Origin of the sequence: Ensifer meliloti, assembly GCF_030064585.1 — a bacterium.
Taxonomy (GTDB): Bacteria; Pseudomonadota; Alphaproteobacteria; order Rhizobiales; family Rhizobiaceae; genus Sinorhizobium; species Sinorhizobium meliloti.
Map to the genome: position 1 here is coordinate 15,734 of NZ_CP120364.1, position 17,982 is coordinate 33,715.

Below are 17,982 nucleotides of genomic sequence, written 5' to 3' on the forward strand. Positions count from 1 at the left end.
CGTAATGTCTACCCACGCTCAAGCACCGGCTGCAGTCGAGCTTTCGAAAGCCGCAGCCGAAAAGAAATACCCTGCCAGAATGCCGCGCCACGGCAATGCGAACGCCTACCGGCATATTGTCATCGGTCTGCTGGCAATCGCGGTTCTGGCGCCGGTCGGACTCATCATCTACCAGAGCTTTCTGACGGCTGCCTTCTTCAGCCCGCGCGCCGAGTTCGGCTTCGACGCCTATCGCTACGTCTTCTCCGACAGAAATTTCTACAAGGCCCTCGGCACGACGGCGATCTTCTCGTTCGGCATGGTCGCGATCGCGGTACCACTCGGCGGCCTGTTGGCCTTTCTGATTACGAGAACCGACGTACGGGGCAAGTGCATCCTCGAGGTCCTCGTTCTCGTTCCGATGTTCATCTCGTCCATCGTGCTCGCCTTCGGCTACACCGTCTCCGTCGGCCCGACGGGCTTCGTCTCCCTCTTCGTCCGTGACATCATCGGTATTGTTCCCTGGAACATTTACAGCCTGCCGGGCATGATCCTGATCGCCGGCCTCAGCCACGTGCCGCACGTCTATCTTTACGTGTCCTCGGCCATGCGCAATCTGCCGTCCGATCTGGAGGAGGCTGCACGCACGACCGGCGCATCGATATGGCAGGTCTCGCGTGACGTGACCCTGCCCATGGTTCTGCCGGCTCTGATCTTTGCTGCCGCGCTCAACATCCTGCTGGGCTTCGAGACCTTCGGCATTCCGCTTGTGCTCGGGGATCCCAATGGCATCATGGTGCTCACCACGTATATCTACAAGCTGACGACGCTGTTCGGTACGCCAACCTACCAGCTCATGGCAGTGGTCGCGGTCGTCCTGGTCCTGATCACGCTTCCGCTCGTATGGATGCAGCGCAAGCTTTTGCGCAATGCTCGTAAATATGCGGCGATGGGCGGAAAGGGTGCGCGTGTCTCCACCCTCAAGCTGGGCAACAGCGGCCAGATCATCGCTCTCTCGATCATCGGCCTGTGGCTCTTCGTGTCGGTTGTCCTGCCGATCGGTGGAATTACCGTGCGCGCCTTTGTCGACGCCTGGGGAGAGGGGGTCAACCTGTGGTCCCAGCTCACCTTCTCGAACTTCAGCCGCATGCTGGAAGTACCGAGCCTCTATAACGGTATCATCAACACGATCGTACTTTCGGTGATTGGCGGTGCTGTGGCAGTCGCAATCTACCTGGCCGTCGGCCTCGCCGGTCACCGCAACTGGGGCATGTCGAACACGGTCCTGGACTACATCGTGCTGCTGCCCCGCGCCCTTCCGGGCCTGGTGGTCGGTCTCGCCTTCTTCTGGGTCTTTCTGTTCGTGCCGTTCCTGACGCCGTTGCGACCGACCCTCGTCAGCCTCTTTGTCGCCTATCTCGTCGTCGGCCTCTCCTACGGTCTGCGCCTGCTGCAGGGCACGCTGATCCAGGTGGCTCCGGAACTCGAGGAATCCGCCCGCACGACCGGCGCGACAATCGGCCGGACATGGAAGGACGTGGTTATCCCGATCGTCCGTCCGGGCCTCGCCGGCGCCTGGGCGCTGATCATGATCATCTTCCTTCGCGAATATGCGACGGGCGTCTACCTCATGGGCGCAGGCACTGAAGTGATCGGCTCGCTGATGGTCTCGCTTCTGCAGACCGGCGCGATGAACACGATCGCCGCGCTCGCCCTCATCAGCATCATATTGACGGGCGCAGGCCTCGCACTCGCCCTCCGTTTGGGAGCAAAAATCCATGACTGAACTCGTTGTCAGCAATGTCCAGAAATGGCTCGGTGGCCTGCAGATACTCAAAGGCGCCTCGTTTACCGCCCAGCGGGGGTCGATTGTCGCGCTTCTCGGCGCCTCGGGCAGCGGCAAGACAACGCTTCTGCGCTGCGTTGCCGGGCTCGAACAGCCGGAAGTCGGCCAGATCGTGATCGGGGGGAAGACCGTTCTCGACGGCGAGAAGAAGCTGGCGCTTCCGCCCGAGCAGCGCAATATCGGCCTTGTTTTTCAGTCCTACGCGCTCTGGCCGCATCGGACCGTCAAGGAGAACGTCGGCTACGGCCTTAAACTCCGGGGCGTGGCGCAGGCCGAACTCGAAAGGCGCGTTCACGCAATCCTGGAGCGCATGGGCCTCGGGCATCTCGGCGATCGCTTTCCCTCACAGCTTTCCGGCGGCCAGCAGCAGCGTGTCGCGATCTGCCGCGCTCTCGTCTACGAACCGCGCGTTCTGCTGCTCGACGAGCCGCTGTCCAACCTCGACGCGAAGCTGCGCGAGGAGGCGCGTTACTGGATCCGCAAGCTCATCCTCGATCTCGAAATCTGCGCCATCCTCGTCACCCACGACCAGAGCGAGGCGCTGGCTGCCGCCGACAATATTCTCCTGCTGCAGGACGGGCGCATCGTTCAGCAAGGCGGACCGCAGGAGATCTATTCCAACCCGAACAGCTTCTATTCGGCCGATTTCCTTGGCGCCAACAATATCGTCAAGGCAAAGGTGAAGACGGTTGAAGGCAGGACGGCGGTCATCGGCGGCGACAATTGGAGCCTCGACGGAACGGTGCGCGAGGCGTCGGGCTTGTCGGCATCGCAAGACGCGCGGGCGGTGATACGGGTCGAACAGATCAGCGTCAGCGATCAGCCGGATGGCAATGCGCTCGAGATGAACCTCGACGACAGCATCTATCTTGGAGACAGGTGGGAGTACCGTCTGCGCCGCGGCGATTTTGTTGCCAAGGCGCATGGCGCCAAGCAACTGTCTTCCGGGACGGTCTGGGCACGCATTCCACCCGAAAGTGTCTGGGTGTTTTCGGCGGGCCAGCAGTAGCAAGGCCCGAAGCGGCGGTCGCCGCTCCTTCCCGGCGGCCGCCACCTATTTTCCAGGAACAACAAATGACGACACAGCCGAAGATCGCGCTCATTCACGCGACATCAATTGCCATGGATCCGATCAAGGCGGCCTTCGACAAGGCGTGGCCGGACGCCAAGCGGGTGAACATCCTCGAGGATAGCCTTTCCCCTGACAGGGCGAGGGACGGGACCATAACCGAAGAGATGACGGATCGCATCGTGGCATTGGCCAGATATGCGCGCATGATCGGCAGCGATGCGGTCCTTTTCACCTGCTCGTCCTTCGGCTCCGCCATCGAACGGGCTGCATCAACGCTTGATATCCCCGTCCTCAAGCCGAACGAGGCGATGTTCGAGACCGCCATCCGCAAGGGCGGGCGAACGGCAATGCTCTACACATTTCCGCCCGCGAGGGAGGGAATGGAAGCCGAATTCCGCGAGGAGGCCGCCCGTGTGGACCCGTCCGCCGAGATCGAGAGCTTCCTCGTCGAGGGTGCCATCGGAGCCGTAAGGGCCGGCGACGAGGCGACGCACAACCGGCTAGTGGCGGAAGCAGCTGCCAGGCTTGAGGGCTTTGACGCGATCACGCTTGCGCATTTCTCGACGGCGCGGGCGTTTCCCGCGGTGCAGGCGGTCACGACTATTCCGGTGCTGACCAGCCCCGACGCCGCCGTCGCCAAGCTTCGCCGTCTGCTCGGCTAGATCGCGAGCGAGTGTCATCGAAGGAGCGGCTGGGCTTCGAGCGCAGCGTCGTTGTTCAGACGTCCACCTGATGGACCTTTGTGCCGAGTGGGCAAAAGACGATGCGGTCCGACAGAAGATTTTTGAGCGCGGGCCGAAGAACCGAAAGAGAGTAGAAAAATGCTTCTCGGGGTCATTGCCGACGATTTTACCGGGGCGAGCGACATCGCCAACACGATCGCGAAGGGCCTGCCGGGGCAGGGCGGCCTTCGCACCGTGCAATATCTAGGCCTTCCGAGCGCTGCCGCCGACGCGGAGGTCGAGGCTGGCGTGATCGCGCTGAAGAGCCGCTCCATCGATGCGGCGGTAGCCGTCGAGCAATCGCTCGACGCGCTGAAATGGCTGCTCGATCAAGGCTGCGAGCAGATCGTCTTCAAATATTGCTCGACGTTCGATTCCACGCCAGCCGGAAACATTGGTCCGGTCGCGGAGGCGCTCGCCAACGCGCTTGCAGTGAAGGGTGTGATCGCCTGCCCTGCATTCCCAGGGGCCGGACGCACCGTATATCAAGGGCATCTCTTCGTGAAGGACCGTCTCCTTGACGAATCCGGTCTGGAGAACCACCCGCTGAATCCGATGATCGATGCGGATATCCGCCGGTGGTTGCGGCTGCAGACGGTCTCGGATGTCGGCCATGTCGACATCGCCACCGTCCACGATGGAGCCCCGGCGATAGTGGCGGCTTTGCGCAGACATGGCGAGGCAAACCGTGCTCTCGTCATCGTCGACGCGATCACGGATGACGACCTCGTCGCCATCGGCCGTGCGGCAGCTCCGGACCGCCTTATCACGGGCGGGTCCGGGATCGCGGTCGGGCTTGCCGCAAACTTCATCGAACGCGGTCTGGCGCGTGGCACCGTCGCCGGTGCGCTACCCGTTGACGGGCTGGAGGCTATTCTGGCCGGAAGCTGCTCCGGCGCCACACGCGAGCAGGTGGAGATTCACAGCCGCAATCATCCGACCCTTGCAATCGATGTCACCGGTGTGATGGAGGGCAAGGTCACCGCGTCGGAGCTCACCTCCTTCCTGCTCGCCAATAGGGGGAGGGCCCCTCTGGTCTATTCATCCGGCACGCCTGACGAGGTTCGCGCGATTCAATCGCGCTTCGGGAGAGAGAATGTCGCGGCGACGCTCGACGGCCTCTTCGCGGAAACCGCCCGGCACCTGGTCAGCGCCGGCATTAAGCGCCTCGTCGTCGCCGGCGGCGAAACATCGGGCGCTGTCGTCTCGGCACTCGATCTTGGGGCGCTGGCGATCGGGCCTGAGATCGATCCGGGTGTCCCGGTGCTTCTGTCGAAGGGAGATCAGCCGGTCGCTCTGGTGCTGAAATCCGGAAATTTCGGCGCCCCGAATTTCTTCACAAAGGCTTTGGAGAGGCTTGCGGGGCGATGAGCGCAGTCTGTCGAAGTCGCTGTTCGACCGCGGTGCATAGTTTGGCGGCGTGGCCTTTGCTCCCGGTGTCTACGCCTGTGTTGATGAGGACGGCGTGCTTGCGGGCAGCCGCGACCTGCGTCGACGCCGTGAATGGCCAAGCAAGGCTTTACTCAATCAACAAGAATGAAGGAGAGATGGCGATGATCGTCACGACCAATCCGGCCACCGGCGAGGAACTTGCCCGCTACGAGCTCCATGACGATGCCTTTGTCGATGCAGCGCTTTCGGCCGCCGCGAAGACGCAAAAGGCGTGGCGCAAGAAGCCTGTCGAAGAGCGGGTTCGACTGCTTGGCGCCATGGCCAAGGTGCTGCGTGCCGGCAAGTCGCGCTATGCCGAGATGATCACGCGCGAGATGGGCAAGCCGATCGTCGAGTCCGAGGCCGAAATCGAAAAATGCGCCTACAACTGCGACTTCTATGCCGAGCACGCGGCGCAATACCTCGCCGACGAAGCGGTCGCCTCGAACGCGTCCGAAAGCGCCGTCGTCTTCGATCCGCTCGGTGTCGTCCTCGCCATCATGCCCTGGAACTATCCGTTCTGGCAGTTTTTCCGTTTTGCAGCGCCGGCTTTCGCCGCGGGGAACGGCGCCGTACTGAAGCACGCGAACAATGTGCCGGAATGTGCACTCGCCATCGAAGAGATCATGCGCGAGGCAGGTTGCCCTGAGGGCCTCTTTGCCACCCTGCTGATCGAGCCGGCCAAAGTTGCCGGCATCATTGCAGACGACAGGATCGCAGCCGTGACGCTGACGGGCTCCACCGAAGTGGGCGCCATCGTTGCGTCGCAGGCCGGCAAGGCGCTGAAAAAGCAGGTGCTGGAACTCGGTGGCTCCGACCCCTTCATCGTGCTTGCCGACGCCGATCTCGAAGAGGCGACAAACGTCGCGGTCAAGGCGCGCTACATCAATGTCGGGCAGTCCTGTGTCAACGCCAAGCGCTTCATCGTCGAAGAAGGGATCGCCGACCGTTTCGTCGAGCTCTTCTGCGAGAAGGTCGCGAAGCTGAAGGTAGGCGATCCCATGGAGCGCGATACCAATATCGGTCCGATGGCACGGGAAAACCTGATGGGCGGCCTGCATGCGCAGGTCGAAAAGACGATCTCCGCGGGAGCAGAGCTCAAGCTCGGCGGCGCGCCGCTGAACCGGCCAGGCTATTTCTATCCGCCGACCGTGCTCGACCACGTGCGCCCGGAGATGGCCGCCTTCTGCGAGGAGACCTTTGGACCGGTCGCGGCCATCATCCGCGTCAGGGATGCCGAAGAAGCGGTTCGGCTGGCCAACCAAACCGAATACGGTCTCGGCTCCGCGATCTGGACCGGGGATGTGGAGCGTGCACGCCGGCTCGCGCGCGACATCGACGCCGGCGCCGTCTTCATCAACGGCATGGTCGCGTCCGACCCCCGATACCCCTTCGGCGGGATCAAGCGCTCAGGTTACGGCCGCGAGCTCGGTGTCTACGGCATCCGCGAGTTCGTCAACATCAAGACCGTCTGGATCGGCCCGGCCAACGCAGCCCAGCCTGTCGCCAAAGCGCCGGAATAAGGAGAACTCAGTTGACTCAGCCAGCAATCCTTCGCCCAAAGGAACTCAAGAGCAATGATCGTGGCAATGGCGCCCGCACGACGCCGCTCGTGACGCGCAAATGCGGCTCGACCAGCATGATCAACGGTATCACCGCTTTCGATCCTGGCGCCGCGATCGGTCTTCACAAACATAATTGCGAAGAGAGCGTGATGGTCCTCGACGGGCAGGCCATTGCCGAAATCGACGGGCTCCAATACCCGCTCGGCCCCAACGACACGACCTGGATCCCGGCAAACGTTCCCCATCGCTTCATCAATGCGTCCGAGACCGAGCCAATGCGCATTTTCTGGATCTATGCCTCCATCGATGCGACTCGGACCATGATCGCTACCGGAGAGGAGCGCCCGATCGATGCGGAACACCATCAGCAGGGAGCGAAATCATGATCGTTGAAGTCGCGGAGATTTCCGCCAAAACCGGCAGCGAGGCGCAATTTGAAGCGGGCGTGTCACGAGCGGCGCCCCTGTTTCTGAGGGCGAAAGGCTGCCACGGCGTGGCTCTGCATCGGGTCGTCGAGACACCGCATGTTTATCGTCTGCTGGTCGGGAGACCGTCGACGACCACATGGTCGGCTTCCGCAATTCTGAAGATTTCCAGGAGTGGCGGCGTCTCGTCAGCCCATATTTCGACGGCGCGCCAAAGGTGACCCATTCCGAAGGGGTGGCTTTATCCAGTACCGAACCGAGCCTGGCGCAAGAATAGCCGTTGACCGCTGTTGTGCAGCCCACCCGAACCGCGGATCGGAGTGCACGGCACCCGATGCGATTTGGCCGCACTCAATCTGCGAGTTTGGCGGTGGCTTTGCTTTGACAGACTCGGAGAGCGCGGGCAGGCGTGCTGACAACTGGGTTATGACCGGCGCGAATTAGCCAAGCATTTCAGCAGAAACCGTGTCGCCGATCTTATAGATCGATGACCTGACGGTCGCACGCGGCGAAGGCGCCCGAGAAGAAAGCCTGGACTTCCTGTTCCATTGCGGCGAGTGCGGCGTCGGTGCGCGACGGATCGTGGTGGAACATGGCGAGGCGCGTGACGCCTGCGGCTCTGGCGAGCTGCGATCCATGCATCCCGGTCGAGTGTCCGTAGCCGCGAAAGGTCGGCATTTCGCTTTCCAGGTAGGTGCAGTCATAGATCATGAGATCGGCTCCGGCGATGAAATCGAGGAGCACGGGGTCGAGAATGCCGGGTTCGTGTTCCGTGTCGTAGACGAGCGCGACCGCCCTCCCGCCCCATTCGATACGGTAGCCGACGCATCCCCCGGGATGCACGAGGCTCATGGTGCGAATGGAAACGTCCTTTCGCGGCGACAGTGTTTCACCCGGACGGAAATCGACTGTGTCGAGGCTCGCCTGACAGATGCCCGTTCCGACCGGGAACCATGGCGGCCTCATGAACTCGTTGATCATTTCGGCCGTGGACATCGTGCCGTGGAGATGGCCGGACCAGAAACGGACGGCGGAGCTGCAGCGGTAGATCGGCTTGAAATAGGGCAGGCCGATGATGTGATCGTAATGGGTGTGGGTGAAAAAAACGTCGAACTCGGCGATGCCTTCGGACATCAGCGACAGCCCGGCTTCGCGCAGGCCCGATCCCGCGTCGAAGATCAGCACCTCCTTGCCGCAGCGAATTTCGATGCAGGGCGTATTTCCTCCGTAGTGCAGGAACTGCTCGCCGGATACCGGCAAGCTGCCTCTTACGCCCCAAAACTTCACTCGAAATGTATCGTCCTGCATTCCGTTCCGGCTTTATCCTGCCTGCCGTAGCACTTTGCCCGGGCGTAGTGATTAGACAAGCACAAATCATGAGGGTCCTGCAATGCCATTGGCGCCATCGCGCACGGATTGCATGGCGAGAAGAGAAATCTATTCATCGAAGCGAAGGTGCTTTATCCATCATAATCGGGTGAAAATCGCTCCAGCCTGGAAATCAGCAACAGAAGTCACTTCTAGGAGTTTGGCCACGATGGTGCAGCCGGCCGACAGGGAATTTTACGCGGGCCTTCCTCTTTTCGAGGCATTCGAAGGTGTCGCCGACGAGGCCAACTACCGGCCCTTGCCCGACGGCTGGTGGCTCGCCGTTGCCGATATCGTCAATTCGACGGGAGCGATCGCCGAAGGGCGATACAAGAGCGTGAACATGGCGGGCGCGAGCGTCATCTCGGCGCTCATGAACGGCCTCGACGAGAGAAACCTCGCCTTCGTCTTCGGCGGCGACGGAGCGCTCGCCGCCGTGCCCGCAACGCTGGCGGCAAAAGCAAGGGACGTGCTCGCAGCGGCGAAGACATGGGTGGCGGAGGAGCTGGGCCTCGAGCTTCGCGCCGCGATCGTCCCGGTTTCCGACGTGCGCGCCAGCGGGTTCGACATGCGTGTCGCGCGCTTCAAGGCGAGCGAGGAAGTCTCTTACGCCATGTTTTCCGGCGGCGGTGCCAGTTGGGCGGAAGCGGAAATGAAGGCGGGCCGCTACCAGATCGAGGCCGCGCCGCCGGGCACGAGACCCGACCTGACCGGATTGTCATGCCGCTGGAACCCGATCGTCTCGCATCACGGAGCGATCGTCTCCATCATCGCGGTTCCGGGAGAGCGCGGCATCGGTCCGGAATACCAGGCGCTGATCGGCGACATCGTGGCCTTGGCCGAGGGGGAGGAGCGAGGCGGGCACCCGGTACCGGAAAAAGGTCCCGAGCCGCACCTTTCCGTGCGTGGCATTACGGCGGAATCGCGCGCCGTCGCGCCAAGGGGCCGCCGCTTCCTGACCTGGTCCTTCGTCGCCGCGCAGAGCCTTGCACTGTTTCTCTGTTTCAGGCTCGGCATCAATTTCGGACCGTTCGACGTCAAGCGATATGCGAGAGACCTCGCCAGCAATTCGGACTTCCGCAAGTTCGACGACGCGCTGAAGATGACGATCGACATCAGTCTCGATCGGCTGGGCCGTATCGAGGAGCGGCTGAAGCAGGGCGCGGCGGCGGGCATATGCCGCTACGGGCTGCACCGGCAGGATTCGGCGCTGATGACGTGCATCGTTCCGACCCCGATGAGCAGAGACCATATGCACTTCATCGACGGTGCCGCCGGCGGCTACGCGGTGGCCGCCCGGAACCTGAAGGCTGCTCTTTCCGGAGAGGACCTTTTGCGGACCGGGGAAATTTCCCCTGCGGTCAAGCCTTGACGATGTGCTCGGCAGCAAGCCCGTGGCGCGCGAAGACGTTACGCGTGTCGACGATCAGCGGCGACCAGTCGGCAAGCGCGGCATAGTCGACGGCGTCGTGGTCGGTCGCGATAAGAACGGCATCGAAGCCGCGAACCGTCGCTTCGTCGAAGACGACCGACCGCCGGCCCTTCAAGGCCATGTGTTCGCGGGTCGAGGGGATTTCTTCCACATAGGGGTCGTAGAAGGCGGCCTTGCCGCCGCGCTCCTCGATGAGTTCTATCAGCTTCAAGGAGGGGCTTTCGCGAATGTCCGGAACATTCTTCTTGTAGGCGAGGCCGATGACGAGGACCGCCGAGCGGCTGAGCGCCTTGCCCTCCCGCCGGTCGAGCGCCTCGGCGAGCCTTGCCACGACGTGACGGGGCATTGCCGAATTGATTTCGCCGGCGAGCTCGATGAAGCGCGTCGGTAGCTCGTACTCCCGGGATTTCCATGTCAGATAAAAGGGATCGATGGGAATGCAGTGACCACCGAGCCCGGGCCCCGGATAGAAGGGCATGTAGCCGAAGGGCTTCGTCTTGGCGGCATCGATCACCTCCCAGACGTCGATGCCCATCGCCTCGTAGACGACCTTGAGTTCGTTGACGAGGGCGATGTTGACGGCGCGGAAGATATTCTCGGTCAGTTTTACCGCCTCTGCGGTCGCGTTGGACGAGACCGGAACCACCGTCGTGACCACGGCGGCATAGAACCGCTCCATCAGCCCTGCGGCCATTGGGCCGTCTCCGGCCACGACCTTGGGAATGCTCGTGGTCTCGTAGGCGCGATTGCCCGGGTCTTCGCGTTCCGGCGAGAATCCGATGAAGAAGTCGGTGCCGGATTTGAGCCCCGTTTCCTCCAGGATGGAGCGCACGATACCGTCGGTGGTGCCGGGATAGGTGGTCGACTCCAGAACGACGAGCTGGCCCGGCCGCAAGCAGTCGGCGATCGCGCGCGACGTATTCTCCACGAAAGAGAGGTCGGGATCGCGGTGCCTGGTGAGCGGCGTCGGCACGCAGATGATGATGACGTCGCAAAATCCAAGGTCCGAAAAGTCGGTCGTGGAGCGGAACCGCCCGGCGGCGGCTTCGCTCGCAAGCGCCTCGTCCGAAACCGCTTCGATATAGGAGCTCCCGGCGTCGAGCGCGACGATCTTGCCCGGGTCGATGTCGAAACCGGTGACATGGAAGCCGGAGCGCGCGACTGCAACGGCAAGCGGCAGGCCGACATAGCCGAGGCCGATGACGCCGACGCGAGCGGTGCGGCTGGAGATCGATTCGAGCAGCCTGTCGTGATGCGGAGAGGTCAAGATTGGCGTCCAGTTCTGTTGCCGGGACGGCCGCTTCAGCGATCCGGCTGCGGAGCCCGGTGTCGTTTTGTTGGCGGGAAAGCCACCGCAAGTCAAGCGCGGCGCGCCGTCAGCGGCGCCGCACGCCTCACGGCCTGCGTCGTTTTGTCTGGCCGGGCAGGCATGCGGCCGTGAGGGACCCCGGCAATTTCAGGGTGCAATGCGCAGGGCTGTTGCGTGTACGATCCGGCAACGATCAAAAATCGCTCGTGGTCTCTGGAAAATGTCCTCCGCGGTGAATATCTGCAGGGGCGCAGCGGTGACCCGATCGCTGCACGAACGGCCGCGGGAGGCGGCGGGAGCCTTCTTTCACCGACGGGTACCCACTTCAGTGCTGCCGCGAGCGAGCGATCGCTGCTCCGCGGTCGGCGCTGGTGGCGACCGTTGCCGCGACGATGAGGATATGGCATGAGCCCGATCAACGACAATGTTTCCGAAATCCTCCTGGACAAGGTCGCTGACTGGCTCATGCGAACCTCGCTCAGCGACGAAACGCTTGAAACCATCGTGCGCGGTTTCTGCGAACGGTTGGCGGCGGCGGGCCTGCCGCTCATGCGCGTTCATCTGTCTTTCTCGATGCTTCATCCGCTTTACGACGCCCTCGGCTTTACCTGGTTGCGAGGTCAGGGTGTCGAGGTGAGCGGTCTGCGCCACGAGGAACTGGCGCTCAATCCCGAGCGATTCCTGCACAGTCCGTATTATTACCTGCTCAGCAACAATCTCGACCATGTCAGGCGTCGGATCGATCCCGCTTTGCCCTCGGAGTTTCCGATTTTCGACGAGCTGAAGGAGCAGGGAGCGACCGACTACATCGCCTTCATGCAACCTCTCGGAGCCGAATCCGAACACGGCATGGTCGGCTCGTGGACGACGGACCGTCAGGGCGGCTTCAGCGACGACGTCATTGCGGCGCTTCTCAGACTTCAGAACCACCTGGCGATCGCCGCCAAAGTGGCCGTGCTCGGCAAGCTCGCCGACAATATGTTGACCACCTATCTTGGCGCCAATGCCGGGCGCCGCGTAATGAGCGGTCAGGTCCGGCGCGGCGACGGCGAGACGGTTCGCGCGGTTCTCGTCATGGCGGATATGCGCCAGTCGACGATGCTTGCCGAAAAGGAAGGCCGGCAGGCCTATATCGAGTCGTTGAACGGATTCTTCGACGCGATCGCCACGCCCTTCAACCGAAACGGCGGACAGATCCTGAGCTTCATCGGCGACGGCTTCATCGGCGTCTACCCCTGCGGCCGACACAAGGAGCCGTCGGAGATGGCCAGCCGCGAGGCGTTCGCCGCCGTGGGCGCGGCGACGGCGCGCATGGCCGCCCTCAACGCGGAACGCAAGAGGCAGGGCCGCGACCCTATCGGCTACGGCATCGCCCTGCATGTCGGAAACGTCATGTTCGGCAATGTCGGCCTGCGCGACCGGCTGACCTTCTCGGTGTTCGGCTCCGCGGTGAACGAGGTTCAGCGGCTGCAGAACCTGACGAAGAAATATGCCCACAGCGTCGTCGCGAGCGAGGCCTTCGTGAACTATTGCGGCGGGGAATGGCAAACGCTCGGGCAGGAGAAACTGCGCGGGGTTCGCCAGAAGTTCACGGTCCTCTACCCGCGGGATACCGCCCTTGCTGCAATTGCGCAGGAGCGGGCATATGATGCAACCGAGGATGGACTTTCCGAGGCGGAGCATGTCATGTTGCTCTACCGCAACAAGAAGCGGCCGCCTGGCCCGCGCGGTCTGATCGACAAGATGCTTCAATGAGGGGACCGATGTTTCGTATAGCTCTGCTGGCGGCGGCGATTGCCTTGCCGAGTCTCACCTATGCCCAGTCGGCGGACGAGCCGCCAATTTACGAACGGAGATTGTTCGACGGTTTCGAGGGTACGGATTTTTCGCCCGAAGGGGGGCTCTACTACCGCGAGAATTTCGAGCAGAGCGCCGGCACATACGAGTTCCAGAGCGCCGTCAAACGCACCGGCAACGGTGGGCTGAAGCTCAGCATCGTGCCGAATTGCCCTGCGGATCACGACGGCTGCAGCGAACGCGCGGAGATCTGGGAAAAGACCGAACTGCGGGTGCCCTACGACAAAGGGGTCTGGTACGGCTTCTCGGTAAAGTTCGCCGATCCGGTGCCGAGCGACGACCACCGCTATCTCATCGCGCAGTGGAAGCGAGAGATCGATCCCGGTGCCGAGGGCGACTTCAGCCCCTTCCTGGCGCTGCGCATGAATTCTGGAAAGCTCTTCGCGACGGTCGAAACCAACCATCTGCCTCCGGTCTCCGCCGGCCTTGATGGCGTACCGGCGCGTTGCGCCCCAGGCCACGCGCCGGTCTGGCTCCGTCCGGAAGTCAACCAGATGCGCATGCTGGTGGCGACCGACGGCAATTGGAAGCCGGAAGACGGCAGCCTCTTCAATTCATGCACGGACGGGATCACAATCACCAACCATGGCAATCCCCTGCCGGATCCGAGGTCCGGCTGGATCGATTTCGTCGTCTTCACGAAGCCCGGTCCCGACGGCTCGGGTCACATAGAGCTCTTTGCCAACGGCCAGCCGATCATCACCGTCAAGGGCCATGTAGGCCATGCGGACAAGGGTCTCGGTGAGAACCAGTACTTCAAGTTCGGACCTTATCGGGCCGCCGACACGACCGATTGGACGCTCTATTACGACGATTTCCGGCGTTCCCCGCGCTGCGAGGACGTCCTGACCAACGGCAGCTGCCCGTTCTCGTAAGGCCGCTTCGACGCGTTCACACCTTTCCGGTGGCATGCTGGACAGCCCGTTTAACCTAGGCTACTGTTTTTGAGTGGCAAAAAGTTACAGTGCGTCCGGCGGGGCGGGCAAACTTCGCTGTAAAGCTATTGCATGTTCCCGTTGATCCTAGCCGATTAAAGGGCAAAACATGCGGCGCTAAAAGGGGTGGAGCGAGCTTTGCGCGCCTGATCAGACGCGCGGCGCTGCAGGAAGTGGCTGCATGATTTTATTTTGGGGGCGGCCTCGAGTTGGGATTGTGCAGGAGGGGTATTGAGGGAAGCGTGCTGCGATGACGTCAGGAGCGGACCTGCTGCGAGTTGAGGGTCTGCGGATCACATTCTCGGTGCTGGGCGGCGAGGTTGAAGCCGTTCGAGGCGCGAATTTCAGAATTCTGCCCGGAAGGGTGACCGCGCTCGTCGGGGAGTCCGGGTCCGGCAAGTCGGCGATCAGCCAGGCGATCATGGGCATCCTGCCGAGCGTGGCAAGCGTCGGCGGCCGGGTGTTGTTCAACGATCCCGAAGCCGAGGCAAACCCCGTCGACCTGCTTTCGCTCGACAGGGACGGGCGCGACATCCAGGAGATCCGCGGCGCACGCATCAGCAAGATCTTCCAGGAACCGATGACATCGCTGTCGCCGCTTCACACGATCGGCAACCAGATCTCCGAAGTGCTGAAGATCCATACGGATGCCGACAAGGCGGGGCGCCGCGAGAGGACGGAGGAACTGCTCGGCTATGTCGGGTTTTCCGATCCGAAGCGGGCATACGACATGTATCCCTTCGAACTTTCCGGCGGCATGCGACAGCGCGCGATGATCGCGATGGCGCTGATCTGCCGTCCGGCCCTGCTCATCGCGGACGAACCGACGACGGCACTCGACGTGACGGTTCAGGCGCAGATATTGCAGCTCCTGCGCGAGCTTCAAAGCAAGCTCAACATGGCCATGCTTCTGATCACCCACGATCTCGGGGTGGTTGCCAACATGGCCGACGAGGTGGTCGTCATCTACCATGGCGAGATCGTCGAGGCCGGACCTGTGGATGCGATCTTCCGCAATCCTCGGCATCCCTATCTCAAGGGTTTGATGGCTGCCGTGCCGCACTTCGACATGAAGCCGGGCGAGCGGCTGAAGGCGCTGCGTGAGGTGCCGGTCAAGGCCGGCGCGATCGTCGGCGACCGGGAAGTCAAGAAAGCGGCGGGTCCCAATGTCCTCGTGTCCGTCCGCAACCTTTCAAAGACGTTCTCCACGCGTAGCTCCGGCTGGTTCGGCAGCGGCACGGCATATCGGCATCGCGCTGTCGACAATGTCAGCTTCGACATCCGCCGCGGTGAATGCCTCGGGCTCGTCGGTGAAAGCGGCTGCGGCAAGACGACCGTAAGCAAGATCCTGATGCGGGCGGTGACGCCTGACAAGGGGACGATCACATTCGACGACGGGGAGGGTGCGCTCGACGTCCTGAAGCTCGACGGCGGGGAACTCAAGACGTTGCGGGCCAAGATCCAGATGGTCTTCCAGGATCCCGTCTCGTCTCTTTCGCCGCGCATGACCGTGAAGAACATCCTCAGCGAGCCGCTGGAGATTCACGGACGAGGGACGCCGAAATCGCGTGAGGAACACGTTCGCTCCCTTTTGCAGGCGGTCGGTCTCGACCAGCGCTTCATCAATCGCTATCCCCACAGCTTCTCCGGCGGCCAAAGGCAGCGCATCGGGATTGCCCGGGCGCTCGCGCTCGTGCCGCAGCTTCTCATCTGCGATGAACCCGTTTCTGCGCTCGATGTTTCGGTGCAGGCACAGATCCTGAATCTTCTCAAGGACTTGCAGAAAGAGCTCGGCCTGACGATGCTGTTCATCTCGCACAACCTCGCGGTCGTCGACTACATGGCCGACCGGATCGCGGTCATGTGCGCAGGCCGGATCGTGGAGTTGGCGCCGCGTGAGGTGCTGATGCGCAATCCGGTCCACCCGTACACGAGGTCGCTCCTCGCCGCCGTTCCCTATCCCGATCTCGACCGTAAGCTCGACTTCGATTCCCTTCAGGCGAGCGGCGGATCGGACCAGCAGCGCTGGGGTGCGCAATTCTCCGACGGCGGCGAGAACGGTGCTCTTATTCCCGCCGATCTCGGCGGCGGGCATTATGTCCTCGCCCGCAGATCGGTGGATGCCAGGGAGTTACGCCGATGATCACCCGAAGAACTGCGCTTGGCATTCTCGCTTCGGCTGCATTTCCGAAAGCGATGCTCGCGGCCGCGGGCGGAACCGACGCGCTCGCCACCCTCGTTCAGGAAGGCAAGCTTCCGCCGGTCGGCGAACGATTGCCGAAGACGCCGCGGGTGATCGATGTCGCGGCGCTGGGACGCAAGCCCGGCCGACACGGCGGCACGATCCGCAGCCTGATCGGCAGTGCGAAGGACATTCGCCTGATGACGATCTACGGCTATACCCGCCTGGTCGGCTACGACGAGAAGCTCAATCTCCAGCCCGACATTCTCGAAAGCTACGAGACGGTCGAGGATCGTATCTTCACCTTCCATCTGCGCGAGGGCCACAAGTGGTCGGACGGCACGCCGTTGACGGCCGAGGACTTCCGCTACTGCTTCGAAGACGTGCTCCTCAACGAGGATCTGTCCCCGGCCGGCCTGCCGCCCGCGATGGTCATGGACGGACAGGCGGCTAAGTTCGAAATCGTCGACGAGCGAACGGTTCGCTATTCCTGGCCGATGCCGAACCCGGTTTTCCTGCAGGAACTCGCCGCGCCGCAGCCGCTGGTCGTCGTCATGCCTTCGGCCTATCTCAAGCAGTTCCACACGAAATATCAGGATGAGGACAAGCTGAAAGCGTTCCTGAAGGAGCAGCGGGTCAAAAGGTGGAGCCAGCTCCACATGCGCATGGCGCGCTCCTACCGGCCCGAAAATCCGGATCTGCCGACCCTCGACCCGTGGCGCAACACCACGCCCCTGCCGGCCGAACAGTTCGTCTTCGAACGCAACCCCTACTACCACCGGGTGGACGAAAACGGCTTGCAATTGCCTTATATCGACCGATTCGTGCTCAGCGTCAGTTCGTCCTCACTCATTCCAGCAAAGACCGGCACGGGCGAAAGCGACCTGCAGGCATATGGGATCGATTTCGTCGACTATACCTATCTCAAAGATGCGGAGAAGCGGCACCCGGTTGAGGTGAAGCTCTGGAAAAAGACTTCGGGATCACGCCTGGCGCTGCTGCCGAACCTCAACTCTGCCGACCCGGTGTGGCGGCCGCTGCTCAGGGACGTGCGCGTCCGTCGTGCGCTGTCGCTTGCAATCGACCGTCGCGAGATCAACATGGCGGCCTTTTATGGGCTGACGAAGGAAAGCGCCGACACGGTGCTGCCCGAAAGTCCTCTCTTCCGGCCCGAATTCGCAAGTGCCTGGATCGCCCATGATCCGGACCAGGCGAACGCACTGCTCGACGCGGCTGGACTGGCCAAGCGCGGCAGCGACGGGATCCGTATTCTTCCCGACGGCCGAAAGGCGCAGATCGTGGTGGAGACGGCCGGCGAAAGCACGCTCGATACCGATGTGCTTCAGCTCATAACCGATTACTGGCGCGAGGTCGGCATTTCGCTCTTCATTCGCACCTCGCAGCGGGATACCTTCCGCAGCCGCGCGGTCGGCGGCGAGATAATCATGTCGATGTGGTTCGGCCTCGACAACGGCGTGCCGACCGCGGACATGAGCCCCGGTCAGCTTGCACCGACCACGGACGACCAGCTGCAGTGGCCCGTCTGGGGATTGAACTATATGTCGCATGGCGAAATGGGCGAGGCGCCCGACCTTCCCCCGGTCGTCGAGCTCCTGGACCTGCTAAAGCGCTGGAGGCATTCCGCGGACGATGCCGAGCGTGCGGACATCTGGAGACAGATGTTGTCCATCTACACGGACCAGGTCTTCTCGATCGGGTTGGTCAACAGCTCGCTGCAGCCGATCCTCGTCACGAAGAAGCTGCGCAATTTCCCCGATGAGGGGCTGTACGGTTTCGACCCGACGAGCTACCTCGGCGCCTACAAGCCCGACACCTTCTGGCTGGAACAGGACGACTGA

13 protein-coding genes and 1 pseudogene are annotated in these 17,982 nt (G+C 62.5%); 12 read left to right on the forward strand and 2 right to left on the reverse strand.

What is annotated here, in order from left to right; translation table 11 throughout:
- Positions 1 to 4 precede the first annotated feature (4 nt).
- The 7 genes and pseudogenes from PZL22_RS00065 to PZL22_RS00095 all read left to right on the forward strand — a co-directional run bounded on the left by PZL22_RS00065 (position 5) and on the right by PZL22_RS00095 (position 7,317).
- Positions 5 to 1,765, forward strand: a complete 1,761-nt coding sequence (locus PZL22_RS00065) for an ABC transporter permease (RefSeq protein WP_284718371.1) — start codon at positions 5 to 7, stop codon at positions 1,763 to 1,765.
- Entirely contained in the window at positions 1,758 to 2,834 is a 1,077-nt protein-coding gene (locus PZL22_RS00070; protein WP_003531337.1) for an ABC transporter ATP-binding protein, read from the forward strand. The genes PZL22_RS00065 and PZL22_RS00070 overlap by 8 nt, the downstream gene beginning before the upstream one ends.
- Positions 2,835 to 2,899: 65 nt before the next feature.
- Positions 2,900 to 3,559: an aspartate/glutamate racemase family protein gene (locus PZL22_RS00075; RefSeq protein ID WP_003531336.1), complete on the forward strand. Its 660-nt coding sequence runs from the start codon at positions 2,900 to 2,902 to the stop codon at positions 3,557 to 3,559.
- 159 nt (positions 3,560 to 3,718) lie between these two features.
- Positions 3,719 to 4,990, forward strand: coding sequence for a 3-oxo-tetronate kinase (gene otnK / locus PZL22_RS00080; RefSeq protein ID WP_284718372.1), 1,272 nt, complete (start codon positions 3,719 to 3,721; stop codon positions 4,988 to 4,990).
- Between the two features lie 182 nt (positions 4,991 to 5,172).
- A complete protein-coding gene (locus PZL22_RS00085) occupies positions 5,173 to 6,573 on the forward strand; it encodes an NAD-dependent succinate-semialdehyde dehydrogenase (RefSeq protein ID WP_127596962.1) in 1,401 nt (466 codons plus the stop codon).
- Between the two features lie 11 nt (positions 6,574 to 6,584).
- Positions 6,585 to 7,001 carry a cupin domain-containing protein gene (locus tag PZL22_RS00090; protein ID WP_003531330.1) on the forward strand — a complete coding sequence of 139 codons (417 nt, stop codon included), beginning with the start codon at positions 6,585 to 6,587 and terminating at the stop codon, positions 6,999 to 7,001.
- Positions 6,998 to 7,317 (forward strand): annotated as a pseudogene (locus tag PZL22_RS00095) (antibiotic biosynthesis monooxygenase family protein). Before PZL22_RS00090 ends, PZL22_RS00095 begins: the two are co-directional and overlap by 4 nt.
- A gap of 200 nt (positions 7,318 to 7,517) precedes the next feature.
- Here PZL22_RS00095 and PZL22_RS00100 read toward each other — a convergent pair.
- Entirely contained in the window at positions 7,518 to 8,348 is an 831-nt protein-coding gene (locus PZL22_RS00100; protein ID WP_003531326.1) for an MBL fold metallo-hydrolase, read from the reverse strand.
- Between the two features lie 229 nt (positions 8,349 to 8,577).
- On the opposite strand from PZL22_RS00100, the gene PZL22_RS00105 reads away from it, so the two are divergent.
- On the forward strand, positions 8,578 to 9,780 hold the full coding sequence (locus tag PZL22_RS00105; RefSeq protein WP_003531324.1) for a DUF3095 domain-containing protein: 1,203 nt from the start codon (positions 8,578 to 8,580) through the stop codon (positions 9,778 to 9,780).
- Here the strand turns inward: PZL22_RS00105 and PZL22_RS00110 are convergent.
- Entirely contained in the window at positions 9,770 to 11,107 is a 1,338-nt protein-coding gene (locus PZL22_RS00110; protein ID WP_192936957.1) for a nucleotide sugar dehydrogenase, read from the reverse strand. The two genes, PZL22_RS00105 and PZL22_RS00110, sit on opposite strands and share 11 nt — an antisense overlap.
- 447 nt (positions 11,108 to 11,554) lie before the next feature.
- Here PZL22_RS00110 and PZL22_RS00115 point away from each other — a divergent pair, with 447 nt between their 5' ends.
- From PZL22_RS00115 to PZL22_RS00130, 4 genes are all read left to right on the forward strand, one after another.
- Entirely contained in the window at positions 11,555 to 12,904 is a 1,350-nt protein-coding gene (locus tag PZL22_RS00115; protein WP_027993357.1) for an adenylate/guanylate cyclase domain-containing protein, read from the forward strand.
- A gap of 8 nt (positions 12,905 to 12,912) precedes the next feature.
- Entirely contained in the window at positions 12,913 to 13,881 is a 969-nt protein-coding gene (locus tag PZL22_RS00120) for a polysaccharide lyase family 20 protein (protein WP_284718373.1), read from the forward strand.
- A gap of 310 nt (positions 13,882 to 14,191) precedes the next feature.
- Positions 14,192 to 16,084 carry an ABC transporter ATP-binding protein gene (locus PZL22_RS00125; protein ID WP_003531316.1) on the forward strand — a complete coding sequence of 631 codons (1,893 nt, stop codon included), beginning with the start codon at positions 14,192 to 14,194 and terminating at the stop codon, positions 16,082 to 16,084.
- Positions 16,081 to 17,982 (forward strand): ABC transporter substrate-binding protein, encoded by a 1,902-nt coding sequence (locus PZL22_RS00130; RefSeq protein WP_003531314.1) that lies wholly within the window; start codon positions 16,081 to 16,083, stop codon positions 17,980 to 17,982. The genes PZL22_RS00125 and PZL22_RS00130 overlap by 4 nt, the downstream gene beginning before the upstream one ends.